Source organism: Geobacter sp. (assembly GCF_027327745.1).
Lineage (GTDB): Bacteria > Desulfobacterota > Desulfuromonadia > Geobacterales > Geobacteraceae > Geobacter.
In genome coordinates this window covers 1-12,309 of the sequence record NZ_DAHVYG010000061.1, presented here as the reverse complement: position 1 = coordinate 12,309, position 12,309 = coordinate 1, and the positions used below count along the sequence as shown (strand labels likewise).

Below are 12,309 nucleotides of genomic sequence, written 5' to 3'. Positions count from 1 at the left end.
GCCAGCCTGGGGCGTGCACTCTTTTCCGCGTCTGTATGAAGTTTGTTGTTCAACCGGTACTCTCGGGGCATCCCCGTATCATCCTGGGTTATTTCGGGTGGTGGGCCCACCAGGACTCGAACCTGGGACCGACCGGTTATGAGCCGGTTGCTCTAGCCAACTGAGCTATAGGCCCGAAACGTGAAAATTCATAGTACGCAAAGGCCCGCGAAGTGTCAAGGCTTTTCAGAGCCCGAGCTTCCGGTAGATCGCCCCCTCGTACCGGTGGAACCCGCTCCCCTGCCGCCGTTTTTCCATCAGGATATCGAAGCGGAGCCGACGAGCCGTGAGGCGCCTTTTCAATCCGCTACGTTCCTCTTCGTCCCGGCATGCATCGAGAAGCGTTTCGATGTTGACGATTTCCCGGCGAAGTTCCAGCTCCTCGGGGAGAACGCCGGCATTTTTCAGGATCTTGTACCCCATCCGGAGCTCCTCGGGGACGTGGGAGAGATCCTCCCGCACGATCGGCTGCCCCTTGAGGGAGAGATTGTCCAGCTCACCCCGTTCCATCGCCTCCCTGATCTTGCGCTCGGCTAGGACCTCGAACATTTTCGCCCCCCATCTCCCCTTCCCCAGGGATGTGGCTTTCGCGTTGTTTCCAGTATATACTGCCGCGGCCGGCTGCAACAACCGGTGAAATGCGAGAATGATGACCGGGCACGGAGATAGCAGTGACCGGTCAGTAAAGATCGTATTTCAGCAACCGGCACTCCAGGGGACCGTTGAACAGAACGATCCGGCGCGACGCCTTAAGCCCCACCTCCTTTGCCAGATCGAGGCCGCCGGTGAAGAGCCAGGCGGTGTAGCCGGCGCAGCGCTGCTTGAGGACATCGCCGATCTGACGGTAAAAAAGCCTCAGCTCCTCCTCTTCGCCGAGGCGGCGGCCGTAGGGAGGGTTGGTGAGTAGCACCCCCGGCGGCGCGGGGGGAGCGAAGTCGCGGACATCCCCCCGGGAGAAGGTGATGAACCGCTCGACGCCGGCACGGCGGCTGTTGTTTCGGGCCACGGCCAGAACCTCGTCGAGCCGGTCGCTCCCCACCAGCGGTGCCGCGAGGGTGGAGCGCTCCGCCTGCCGGGCGTCGTTCACGATCTTTCGCCAGAGAGGGGCGTTGAAGCCGGGCCAGCGCTGGAAGCCGAAACGCTCCCGGGTCAGCCCCGGCGCCCGGTTCAGGGCCAGCAGGGCCGCCTCGATGAGGATCGTCCCGGAACCGCAGAGGGGATCGACGAAAGGGACGCTCCCGTCCCAGCCGGTCAGCAGCACCAGCGCCGCGGCCAGCGTCTCCCGCAGGGGGGCCTCCCCCGCCTCGGTCCGGTATCCCCGGCGGTCGAGGCCGCCGCCGGAACTGTCGAGGCTCACGATGCAGCGGTTGCGGGCCAGATGGATGTTCACGAGGAGGTCCGGATCCTTCGGGTTCACGCTGGGACGGCGGCCGAAGCGGTCCCGGAGGGTGTCGACGATGGCGTCCTTGGTCTTCAGGGCCACGAAGCCGGAATGGGTCAGGGCCGAGTCGCGGAGGGTGCACTCCACCGCCAGGGTCGTGTCGGGGGTGAGGTAGCGCTCCCACGGCACGGTCCGGACCCCGTCGTAGAGACTCTGGGGGGAATCGCACGGGAACTCCACCAGGGGGACCAGGATGCGGCTGGCGGTACGGAGCCAGAGGTTGGCCCGGTAGCAGGCGGCAAGATCGCCGGTGAAGCGGACTCCCCCCCTTTCCACGGTCACGCCGGCGAGGCCGAGGGCGTTCATTTCCCCGACAAGAACCTCCTCCACCCCCCTGGCGGCGGTGGCAAAAAATGTGTGCTCGACCGAAAGGGGGGTCGCGGCGGCCTTGCGTCTGATGATGGTCACGGAGGTGAATCTCCCGGGAGCATGGAGTCGATCCCCGCGAGCCCTTCCAGGGCGCCGCAAGGGAGTGATATGTGGGGATGGCTGATCCGGGGCTCCCGCGGATTGATCCGGACGGCCACGGCACCGGGACGGGAACCGGCCTCCTCGGTAAGGTAGCGGATGGTCGGGATGGCCGTGCCGGCCCCCATCTCCACGACCACCAGGCGCCGGCCACGGCACTCCGCCAGAAACTCGTCGAAGGCGCGCTGCTGCCGGGCGGTGCGGTCGCTCACCCAGCCGTAGTCGCCGAACATGAGGATGTTGGGGCGCGCCACTCCGCCGCAGCGGATGCAGCGGGGGATGTGGCCGGCCCGCATGGTTGCCTCGTCCACCGGGATGGTCTCCCGGTTGTCCCAGATCGCCGGGGAGCAGGGGGTGGTGCACTGGAGGTGGTGGATGGAGCCGTGGACCTCCAGGATATGATCCCCGGCAAAGCCCGCCTTCTGGAACTGGCCGTCCACGTTGGAGGTGACGACGAAGGAGTCGAGCCCGAACCGCCCGATCCAGTTCCGGAGGATTCCGAAGCCGGCATGGGGAACCGTGGCCCGGTAGAGGTTGGTCCGATGGCCGTAGAACCCCCAGCCGAAGGCCGGGTCGCGCTCGAAATGGGCCGGGTTGGCGGCGCCGACGAAGCTGATGCCGAGCTTTTCGTACGGCGGGTACGCCTTCCAGAACCCCGCGTCGCCGCGGAAGTCGGGAAGCCCCGAGTCGACCCCCATCCCGGCACCGGCAGTGATGATAATGGCCTCCGCCCGCCGCACTGCCTCTGCGGCGGCGGCAAACCTTTCCCGAAGATCCATGCCCCCCTCCTCAGATGGCGACCCGCATGAGGGTCGGCTTCAGGAGCCGCACCACATCCTGCGGGTCGATCCCCACCAGGTACCCCCGCTTGCCGCCGTTGAGGTAGATCCGCGGCAGTCCGGCAATGGTCTCCTCCATGTAGACCGGCATCTCCCGGCGGGTCCCGAAGGGAGAGGTCCCCCCCACCAGGTAGCCGGAATGCCGGTTGGCCGTCTCCGGCGTGCAGGGGGCAATGCTCTTCACGCCGATCGCCCGTGCCAGCTCCCTGGTCGACACCTGGCGGTCGCCGTGCATCAGGACGATGAGCGGCTTCTTCGCCTCATCCTCCATGATGAGGGTCTTGATGACGACATGCTCGTCCACCCCCAGCTCCCGGGCGGAGACCGCCGTCCCCCCCTTTTCCTCGTAGGCGTAAAGATGGTCGGTGAAGGAGACTCCGGCGGCACGCAGCACGCGCCCCGCCGGAGTGACGGGTGTCTTTTCCTTGGCCATGGAAGATGTTCCTCTCCGCTAAAGCCGATTGCCGGAGGCAGGGTCGTGGATCGTCAGGAAGGCGTCACTACTGGCTCCGCCTCCTGGATTCGTCGCTGAGACCTGGGCATCAAAGGCAACTTGCGAGGCATTGGCGGAAGGGGATGTCGACACCACCGTCGGCGTCGAGGGACCCGGAGCCTGTGCCGAACCGCCTCCAGAGCCACCACACCCTTCAAGAAGCAGAACAAAGGAGATCAGCAACCATACACTGCGCAAAGCTCTTTTTGACATGGAATCCTCTCCCGCAACAGCAGACACGCCAATTCAGACACCGGCACATAGCAAAAAGAAAGCCGCGCCAGGGCATCGGCGCGGCCTCACTGAATCAGGCAGAACGGCTTACTCCACGAAACTCTTGAGCTTCTTGCTCCGGCTCGGGTGGCGGAGCTTGCGCAGGGCCTTCGCCTCGATCTGGCGGATCCGCTCCCGGGTCACCTCGAAGTCCTGCCCCACCTCTTCCAGGGTGTGGTCGCTCTTCTCGCCAATGCCGAAGCGCATCCGGAGCACCTTCTCCTCCCGGGGGGTGAGGGTGGCCAGGACCCGGGCGGTCTGCTCGGAGAGGTTCGCCTTGATGACCGCCTCCAAGGGGGAGACGACCCCCTTGTCCTCGATGAAATCCCCCAGGTGCGAATCCTCCTCTTCCCCGATGGGGGTTTCGAGGGAGATCGGCTCCTTGGCGATCTTGAGGACCTTGCGCACCTTGTCGAGGGGGAGATTCATCCGCTCGGCGATCTCCTCGGGAGAGGGCTCCCGGCCAATCTCCTGCACCAGCTGGCGGCTGGTGCGGATCAGCTTGTTGATGGTCTCGATCATGTGGACCGGGATCCGGATGGTCCGGGCCTGGTCGGCGATGGCGCGGGTAATCGCCTGGCGGATCCACCAGGTGGCGTAGGTGGAGAACTTGTAGCCGCGCTGGTATTCGAACTTGTCCACCGCCTTCATGAGGCCGATGTTCCCCTCCTGGATGAGGTCAAGGAACTGGAGCCCCCGGTTGGTGTACTTCTTGGCGATGGAGACCACGAGCCGCAGGTTCGCCTCCACGAGCTCCGACTTGGCCAGCTTCGACTTCGCCTCCCCCCGCTCGATCGCCTGGAGGGCCGAGGCGAGCTCGCTCGCCTTGAATCCCGATTCCTGCTCCACCTTCTTGAGCTTCTTCTCGGCGCCGGAGAGCCGCTTCTCGATCTTGGGGATTTCATCGACGGGCACCTTGAGGCGCTTTTCCACCTCCTTCGCAATCTTTCCCCCGGCGGCGAGGGTCTTGATGTCGGCGTCGCGGATGCCGGCCTCGGCCTCGATCTCGGAGATCTCGGCGCGAATCTTATCAACCTTTACCGAGAGTTCCTTGAGACGCTGGGCAATCTTGGTGATGTGGCGGTCCTTGAGCCGAAGCGACTTCACGAGTTCCGCCACCTTCGCCTTCAGCTCCTGGAGTTCGCCGGTCAGTGCTTCGCGGCGTTCGGGGGCAAGCCTCTCGTTTTCGAGCTCCTCCTTGATCGCCTCCATCCGGAGATCATGGTCGCGGATCTCGTCGATGATGGTGAGAAGGCGGGTCTTCTGGACGTCCTCTTCGTCCTCCTCCAGTTCCTCCTCTTCCACCTCCTTGCTGATCTCGGCGGGGGTGATCTGGAACTTCCGCAGCTTTTCGCCGAGGGCGATGATCTCCTTGACGGTAATCGGGGTATTGAGGATGACGCGCGCCATGTCCCCCTCCCCCTCCTCGATCCTCTTGGCGATCTCGACCTCCCCCTCGCGGGTCAGAAGCGACACCGACCCCATCTCGCGGAGGTACATCCGGACCGGGTCGCTCGTGCGCCCCAGCGCCCCCGGTTCGAACTCCATCTCCTCCTGCTCCCCCTCGATCTCCTCCTCTTCCTCGAGGTCGAGCTTCATCTTGGAGATCTTCACCTTCTGGGCGGAGTCGACAACGTCTATATCCATCTCCCCGAACATGCTCATGACGTCGTCAATCTGCTCGGAGGAGATATCGGGGGGGAGAAGGTCGTTGACCTCGTCATAGGTCAGAAACCCCTTCTCCTTCCCGAGATCGATCAGCTGTTTCACTTCATCCGTGCTTTTCTTGGCCATTAAAGTTCACCTCATCGCACACCGTTCTTTTAAGATAACTGCGATTTCCTGTTTCGCAAGGCGTCGATCTCCGCCAGCAACTCGCGGTACCGGGGGGAGTCGGGGTCGGTGACGGCGAGTTCCCGGGCCAGCTCCTTCATCCCCTTCAGCGACTTCCGTTCGAGGGTCTGGCAGCATTGTTCGAATGCCTTGTGCAAATCAACGTCCGCCAGATGCTCGTCGTTGACAAGGGACGACGCAAGGCGCCCCCGCACGTCGGGAGTTTCGACTAGCTCCAGCAGATCGCCCCAGTCGATGCTCTCTCCGGCACCGTGCCGCGCAATGATGGCCTCGGCCACCGGCAGGAGCTCGGGCCGAAAGAGTTCCGCCACACCGTGGGCACGGACCCGCTCGGCCACCTCGGCAGACCGCCCCATGAGGGAGAGAAGCATCTCCTCGGGGCCAGCCCCCCGCGTGGGCCTGGCCGGCGGCGCCGCCGGCCGGACTCCTCCACCTCCCGGGGCATTCTTCAGCACCATCCGCACGTCAACTCCCAGGACACGGGCAATCTCCCGGGCGTACAGCTCCCGCTCGAAGGTGTTGCCGATCTTTTCCAGCCGCGGCGCCATCTGCGCCACGACCTGCACTTTCCCTTCAACCGACCCCGTGTCGGTCTGCCGCAGGAGCTCCCGGAAGAAGAAATCGACCACCGGACGCGCCTTGGAGAGTCGGGCCGCAAAGGCCTCGGTCCCTTCGTTACGTATGAAGCTGTCGGGGTCTTCGCCCGCGGTCAGTTCCACGACGTGGGCCGGAAAGCCCGCCTCCAGGAAGAGATCCAGCGCCCGGAGCGTCGCCTTCGTCCCGGCACTGTCGGCATCGAAGAGGGTGTAGGCCTTGCCGGCATACCGCCTGAGGAGCTTCAGGTGCCCCTCGGTGAGCGCCGTGCCGCAGGTGGCCACCACGTTCCTGATCCCCGCCTGGTGGAGGGCCAGGTGATCGAAATAACCCTCCACGATGATGGCGCTCCCGGACTCGCGCAACGCCCCCTTGGCGAGGGAGACGCCGAAGAGGACCTCGCTCTTGTGGTAGATGGGGGAGTCGGGCGAGTTTATGTACTTGGGAAGCGAGTCGTCGAGGACCCTCCCTCCAAAACCGATGGCCCGGCCGTGGATGTCGGAGATCGTGAAAAGGAGCCGGTTGCGGAAGGTATCGTAGTACCCGCCGCTTTCCCGGCGCCGCACGAGGCCGAGCTTCTCCGCCTGCTCCAGGGGCACCTTCCGCTGCTGGAGATGCCGGGCGAGGTAATCCCACCGCTCCGGCGCAAAACCGAGGCGGTACGCCTCGGAGGTCTCGGCGCTCACCCCGCGCCGCTCCAGGTAGCTTCGGGCAGCGGCCCCTTCCCCCCCACGCCGCAGGAGGTCACGGTAGAGCTGCACAGCCATCTCGACGATGCCGTGGAGCTCCTCACGCTCGTCCTGGCGGCGCCGCTCGGCCGCCGTCGCCGGCCGGTCCTCGATCTCGACCCCGACCCGTTTGGCAAGGAACTTCACCGCCTCCGGAAACGACAGTCCCTCCATCCTGGCGACGAAGGTGATGGCATTCCCTCCGACGCCACAGCCGAAGCAGTGAAAGATCCCCCGGGCCGGGTTCACGTTGAACGACGGCGTCTTCTCACCGTGGAACGGGCAGAGCCCCTGGTAGTTGGCCCCCGACTTCCGGAGACTCACGTAGTCGGAGACCACATCGAGAATCGAAGCCCGCTCCCGCACCTCCCTGATCTTATCGTCGGGAATCATCGACATCTTTAGTCCGTATTCCCTTTTCCGCTCCCTCGGACTCCTTTTTTCCCCTCCACCCTTCGACGATCTCTTTGCCGCAGGCGGCGAAGGTCCGCGCCGTGGCGGAAGTTGCGATGCGATGACGGATCCCCTCCGGCACAGGTCTGAAGCTGGCCAGGTAAAGGACGACACACAGCACAAGCCCCCCCTGGAGCACGCCGAAGGCAATCCCGCCGATCCGGTTGACCCCTCCCAGGAGGACGATCTTGAGAATGACGGTAAGGGCGTGACCGAGCAGATAGAACAGAAGGCTGATCGCCAGCAGGATGGCTAGAAACGCCACGGCGGAGGAGACCCGCGGCGGTAGGTGAATCAGGTGCCCCATGGCCGCACCGACCGAGGCGGAGTAGGCGAAGGCGGCCCAACCGCCGACTACGAGCCCCAGCAGGGAGCAGACCTCGCGAATCAGCCCCTTTGCAAAGCCCTTTACGGCGAATGCCAGCAAAATGGCCCAGAGCAGAATATCGACAAGGCTCATTCAATGCCTCTTGAGGGTAAAAGAAGAAGGGGCAATTCAAAGAATCGCCCCTCTTCATCACCATACGTTACAGAAAAGGATGGGGAAAGAGCGTGCCGTTTACGCCAGCTTTTCCTTGACGAGAGCGCTGACCATCGAACCGTCAGCCTTTCCCGCCACCCGCGGCATGAGAACCTTCATTACCTTCCCCATGTCCCGGGCACCCTGGGCACCGCTCTCGGCGATGGCCGCAACGACCAGCGCCTCCACTTCCTCGCGCGTCAACTGCTGCGGCAGGAATTCGAGGAGTAGTGCAAGCTCCTTTTCCTCCTTTTCGACGAGATCGGCGCGTCCCGCCTCGCCGAAAAGCCGGATCGACTCCCGGCGCTGCTTTACCAGGGTCGATATGACTTCGGTGATCTCCTGATCCGAGAGCTCATGCCTCACCTCGATCTCCCGGTTCTTGACGGTGGAGCGGATGAGGCGGATGGCGGAGAGACGAATTTCGTCCCGCGCCTTCATGGCCCCCTTCATCTCCTCGCTCAGTCGATCCCGCAGCAACATGCGATCAGATTACTCCATCATCTTGCGCTGTTTTTTCATCGCCCGCTTGCGCGCGGCAATGGCCTTTTTCTTTCTCTTGATGCTCGGCTTTTCGTAGTGCTCGCGTTTGCGGACCTCGGAGAGAATCCCCGCCTTCTCACACTGCTTCTTGAACTTCTTCAGCGCAAGCTCAAACGGCTCAGTTTCTTTTACCTTGACACCCGGCATTCATATTCCCCTCCCTCCTCTATATAAAATAGCCCCATGGGCGTATAGAAGATTGTTTCGTGGGCCGGATAAATTTTTCGAGAAAAAGCATAATAGCATCATCGGCGGCAGTGTCAAGATTTTTTTCGTTTTTCCGCGAGGTTCTTCCGTTACGGTGTCCTGGCGGCCTTCTCCGCGATCCCCGAGGTGCCGAAGCGGCGCCGCAGTTCGGCATAAATCTCTTCGGGTGCGATGTCGTAGTAGCCGAGGAGCACCAGCGTGTGGAAGAAGAGGTCGGCAGTCTCGTAAACGATCTCCTCCCGCTTCCCCCCCTTGCCGGCGATGACCACCTCGGTCGCCTCTTCGCCCAGCTTCTTGAGGATCCTGTCGATCCCCTTCTGGAGAAGCGATGCGGTATAGGAGGAATCGGCCGAGGCGTTCTTCCGCTCCTGAATCACCTGATAGACGGCCTGCAGAATGTCGTCGCGTTCGCTCATAGCCGGACCGGGACCCCCCGCCCGCGGAGATACTCCTTCGCCTCGCCGATGGTGTACTCCTTGTAGTGGAAGATGGACGCCGCAAGGCAGGCACTGGCCCCACCTTTCACGAAGCCGTCGTAGAGGTGCTCCAGGTTTCCCACCCCGCCGGAGGCGATGACCGGAATGGAAACCGCATCGACGATGGCGCGGGTCAGTGGTATGTCGTAGCCGTCCTTGGTGCCGTCCCGGTCCATGCTGGTGAGGAGGATCTCGCCGGCGCCGTACTTCTCCATCCGCCGGGCCCACTCCACGGCGTCGATGCCGGTGGGGTTGCGACCACCGTGGGTGTAGACCTCCCAGCGGTTCTCACCCGCCACCTGGCGGGCATCGATGGCCACCACGGTGCACTGGGAGCCGAAACGCTCCGCCGCCTCCCGGACGAACTCGGGGCGGTTCACTGCCGCCGTGTTGACGGAGACCTTGTCAGCCCCGGCATTCAGGAGGTTGCGGATGTCATCCACGGTCCGGACCCCGCCCCCCACGGTCAGCGGCATGAAGACCCGCTCGGCGGTGCGGCGCACCACGTCGATGATGATGCTCCGCTCGTCGGAGGAGGCGGTGATATCGAGGAACGTGAGCTCGTCGGCCCCCTGGCGGTCGTAGGCCTCCGCGATCTCCACCGGGTCGCCGGCGTCGCGCAGTTCCAGGAACTGGACTCCCTTGACGACCCGCCCCCCCTTCACGTCGAGACAGGGGATGATCCGCTTGGTCAGCATCTTAGGCCCCTCCCCGCTTCGTGAGCGCTACCGCCTCGGCCAGGTTGATGGCGCCGGTGTAAACCGCTTTGCCGGTGATGGCACCGGTGACGCCGCTGGCTTCGATGGCCATGAGGTTCTCGATGTCCTTCAGGGACGACACCCCGCCGGAGGCGATGACCGGGATCGAGATCGCCTCGGCCAAAGATTTGGTCGCCGCGATGTTGGGTCCCTGCATCATCCCGTCGCGGGCGATGTCGGTGTAGATGATGGCGGCAACGCCGTACCCCTCGAACCTCTTCGCCAGCTCCACCGCCGTGACGCCGGTCACCTCGGCCCACCCCTGGACCGCCACCATGCCGCCCTTCGCGTCGATGCCGACCACGATCCGCCCCGGGAAGAGGCGGCACGCTTCCTCAACGAGCTCCGGGTTGCGCTGGGCCGCTGTGCCGAGGATCACCCGGCCGATGCCGAGGGAGAGGTACGCCTCGATGGTGGGGATGTCCCGGATGCCGCCCCCCAGTTGGGTCGGGATACTGATCGCCTTGACGATGGCCTCGATGGAGGCGCGGTTCTTCGGCTCGCCGGCAAAGGCGCCGTCCAGGTCGACAATATGGAGGAGCTCCGCCCCCTGGCGTTCCCACTCCCGGGCCTGGTCCGCCGGGCTGTCGCAGAAGACGGTATCCTTCTCCATGAGCCCCTGTTCGAGGCGGACGCACTTTCCTTCCTTGAGGTCGATGGCGGGTATGACGATCATTCTAAAAACCTTTCACCACGGAGGCACGGAGACACGGAGAAAGCCAGACAGGAGAATCTCTCCGTGCCTCCGTGACTCGGTGGTGGATTCTATGCTTTTGTTTGGGCGAAGTTTTTCAATATACTGAGCCCCACCGCCTGGGACTTCTCGGGGTGGAACTGGGTGGCGACGATGTTGTCCTTCCAGATGGCGGCGCAGAATTCGACGCCGTAGGTGCAGGTGGCGGCGATCACCCCCGCGTCGTCGGGCATTTCATAGTACGAGTGAACGAAGTAGACGTTGGCCCCGTCCTCCACCTCGGCGAATGCCGGCGGACGACGCTTGATGGAAAGCTGGTTCCACCCCATGTGGGGGACCTTGAGCTCTTCCCCCCCTTCTCGCATCCCCTCGGGGAAGCGAAGGACGTGACCGGGGATGACGTTCAGCCCCTGGTAGAGGCCGAACTCCACGCTGTCGGTGAAGAGGAGCTGCATCCCGACGCAGATGCCGAGAAAGGGGCGCCCGTCCCGAATCACCTTCAGGATCGGCTCCACAAACCCACCCTGCTCCAGGTTGCGCATGCAGTCGCGGAAGGCCCCCACGCCGGGAAGGACGACCTTCTCCGCCTCCAGGACCACCTTCGGGTCAGCGGTCACCATCGCCTCGAACCCCACCTTCTCGAATCCCTTCTGGACCGAGCGGAGGTTCCCCATGCCGTAATCGATGATTGCGATTTTTACCATATCAGAGTTTGCCCTTCGTCGACATGACCCCTTCGATCCGGGGGTCCACCTGGGTCGCCATGTCCATGGCCCGGGCGAAGGCCTTGAAGCAGGCCTCGACCATGTGGTGGACGTTGTCGCCGTACATGACGTTCACGTGGATGTTGGCGCCGAGGTTGTTGACCACCGCCTGGAAGAACTCCCGCACCAGCTCCACGTCGAACTCGCCGATCTTCACCTTGGGGAGGGAGATGTGGTAAACGAGGTACGGCCGCCCCGAGATGTCCACCGCCACGCTGGCCAGGGTCTCGTCCATGGGGACCGTGGCCTGGCCGTAGCGCCGGATTCCCTTCTTGTCGCCGAGGGCCTCCTTCAGCGCCTGGCCGAGGACGATGCCGATATCCTCCACCGTGTGGTGGAAGTCGATGTCGATGTCCCCCTTGGCGTCCACCTGGAGGTTGAAGAGACCGTGGCGGGCGAAGAGGTCGAGCATGTGGTCGAGAAACGGCACCGAGGTGCAGATCTTCGACTCACCCGTGCCGTCGATCTCCAGGGAGAGCTTGATCTGGGTTTCTTTGGTGACGCGTTCGATGGTGGCTTTCCGGGACATGGAACCCTCCTCGTGGGGATCGAAGTTAGCCAAGCTCTTTCAGGGCGGCGAGGGTCTTCTCCATCTCCTCCCGCGTGCCGATGGAGATCCTCATGCCATGGGCCAGGAGCGGGTCGGAGAAGTGGCGGACCAGAATCTTGCGGGCGTAGAGCCCGTCGTAGACCCACTTGCCGTTGCGGTCTGGGGGGGTAACAAACAGGTAGTTCCCTTGGGAGGGAATAACGTCGTACCCGATGGAGCGTAGTTCGGCGGAGAACCACTCCCGCGTTTCCCGGATTTTTCGACAACACTCAGACAGATATGCCTGGTCGCGGAGAGCGGCCACGCAGGCCGCCTGGGCCAGGCGGTCCAGGTTGTAGTGGTCGCGGATCTTGTCCAGGGCGGCGATCACCTCGGGCCGCGCAATGGCCAGCCCCAGACGCATCCCGGCCAAGGAGTAGCTTTTGGACAGGGTGCGGGTCACCACCACGTTTTCATGCCGCTTCACCAGTTCCACGGCGCTCGACTCGGCGAATTCGGCGTAGGTCTCGTCAAGCACCAGCATGCCGTCGCACCGCCCTGCCAACTCCTCGATGTACTCGATAGGAAACGCGGGACCAAGCGGAGCGTTGGGAGTGGTGAGGAAGAAGACCTTAC

General features: G+C 63.7%; 15 protein-coding genes and 1 tRNA gene. All 16 read right to left on the bottom strand.

Going from position 1 to position 12,309, the window contains the following annotated elements; genetic code table 11:
* Window positions 1–98 precede the first annotated feature (98 nt).
* A tRNA-Ile gene (locus M6689_RS11760) sits at window positions 99–175 on the bottom strand.
* A gap of 50 nt (window positions 176–225) precedes the next feature.
* Window positions 226–588, bottom strand: coding sequence for a DnaJ family domain-containing protein (locus M6689_RS11755; protein WP_298271889.1), 363 nt, complete (start codon window positions 586–588; stop codon window positions 226–228).
* A 130-nt stretch (window positions 589–718) separates the two neighbouring features.
* The gene (locus tag M6689_RS11750) at window positions 719–1,888 is read right to left on the bottom strand and encodes a THUMP domain-containing protein (protein ID WP_298271886.1); all 1,170 of its coding nucleotides are present in this window, start codon (window positions 1,886–1,888) and stop codon (window positions 719–721) included.
* Window positions 1,885–2,727, bottom strand: coding sequence for a Sir2 family NAD-dependent protein deacetylase (locus M6689_RS11745; RefSeq protein WP_298271883.1), 843 nt, complete (start codon window positions 2,725–2,727; stop codon window positions 1,885–1,887). The genes M6689_RS11750 and M6689_RS11745 overlap by 4 nt, the downstream gene beginning before the upstream one ends.
* 10 nt (window positions 2,728–2,737) lie before the next feature.
* Window positions 2,738–3,220 carry a Cys-tRNA(Pro) deacylase gene (ybaK, locus tag M6689_RS11740; protein WP_298271880.1) on the bottom strand — a complete coding sequence of 161 codons (483 nt, stop codon included), beginning with the start codon at window positions 3,218–3,220 and terminating at the stop codon, window positions 2,738–2,740.
* A 381-nt stretch (window positions 3,221–3,601) separates the two neighbouring features.
* Complete coding sequence (rpoD, locus tag M6689_RS11735; RefSeq protein ID WP_298271878.1) at window positions 3,602–5,347, bottom strand: RNA polymerase sigma factor RpoD; 1,746 nt, start codon at window positions 5,345–5,347, stop codon at window positions 3,602–3,604.
* Between the two features lie 29 nt (window positions 5,348–5,376).
* Entirely contained in the window at window positions 5,377–7,128 is a 1,752-nt protein-coding gene (dnaG, locus tag M6689_RS11730; protein WP_298271875.1) for a DNA primase, read from the bottom strand.
* Entirely contained in the window at window positions 7,106–7,642 is a 537-nt protein-coding gene (locus M6689_RS11725) for a CvpA family protein (RefSeq protein WP_298271871.1), read from the bottom strand. Before M6689_RS11725 ends, dnaG begins: the two co-directional genes overlap by 23 nt.
* 99 nt (window positions 7,643–7,741) lie before the next feature.
* Window positions 7,742–8,185 carry a GatB/YqeY domain-containing protein gene (locus tag M6689_RS11720; RefSeq protein ID WP_298271868.1) on the bottom strand — a complete coding sequence of 148 codons (444 nt, stop codon included), beginning with the start codon at window positions 8,183–8,185 and terminating at the stop codon, window positions 7,742–7,744.
* 9 nt (window positions 8,186–8,194) lie between these two features.
* Window positions 8,195–8,392, bottom strand: a complete 198-nt coding sequence (gene rpsU, locus M6689_RS11715) for a 30S ribosomal protein S21 (RefSeq protein ID WP_039740157.1) — start codon at window positions 8,390–8,392, stop codon at window positions 8,195–8,197.
* A 149-nt stretch (window positions 8,393–8,541) separates the two neighbouring features.
* Window positions 8,542–8,868, bottom strand: a complete 327-nt coding sequence (locus M6689_RS11710; protein WP_298271862.1) for a phosphoribosyl-ATP diphosphatase — start codon at window positions 8,866–8,868, stop codon at window positions 8,542–8,544.
* Complete coding sequence (gene hisF / locus M6689_RS11705; protein ID WP_298271860.1) at window positions 8,865–9,626, bottom strand: imidazole glycerol phosphate synthase subunit HisF; 762 nt, start codon at window positions 9,624–9,626, stop codon at window positions 8,865–8,867. The genes M6689_RS11710 and hisF overlap by 4 nt, the downstream gene beginning before the upstream one ends.
* Window position 9,627: 1 nt before the next feature.
* On the bottom strand, window positions 9,628–10,362 hold the full coding sequence (gene hisA / locus M6689_RS11700) for a 1-(5-phosphoribosyl)-5-[(5-phosphoribosylamino)methylideneamino]imidazole-4-carboxamide isomerase (RefSeq protein ID WP_298271858.1): 735 nt from the start codon (window positions 10,360–10,362) through the stop codon (window positions 9,628–9,630).
* Window positions 10,363–10,451: 89 nt separating this feature from the next.
* Window positions 10,452–11,084: an imidazole glycerol phosphate synthase subunit HisH gene (gene hisH, locus M6689_RS11695; protein WP_298271855.1), complete on the bottom strand. Its 633-nt coding sequence runs from the start codon at window positions 11,082–11,084 to the stop codon at window positions 10,452–10,454.
* Between the two features lies 1 nt (window position 11,085).
* On the bottom strand, window positions 11,086–11,673 hold the full coding sequence (hisB, locus tag M6689_RS11690) for an imidazoleglycerol-phosphate dehydratase HisB (RefSeq protein ID WP_298271852.1): 588 nt from the start codon (window positions 11,671–11,673) through the stop codon (window positions 11,086–11,088).
* A gap of 25 nt (window positions 11,674–11,698) precedes the next feature.
* The coding region (locus M6689_RS11685; RefSeq protein ID WP_298271849.1) for a histidinol-phosphate transaminase at window positions 11,699–12,309 on the bottom strand (611 nt) is incomplete at its 5' end.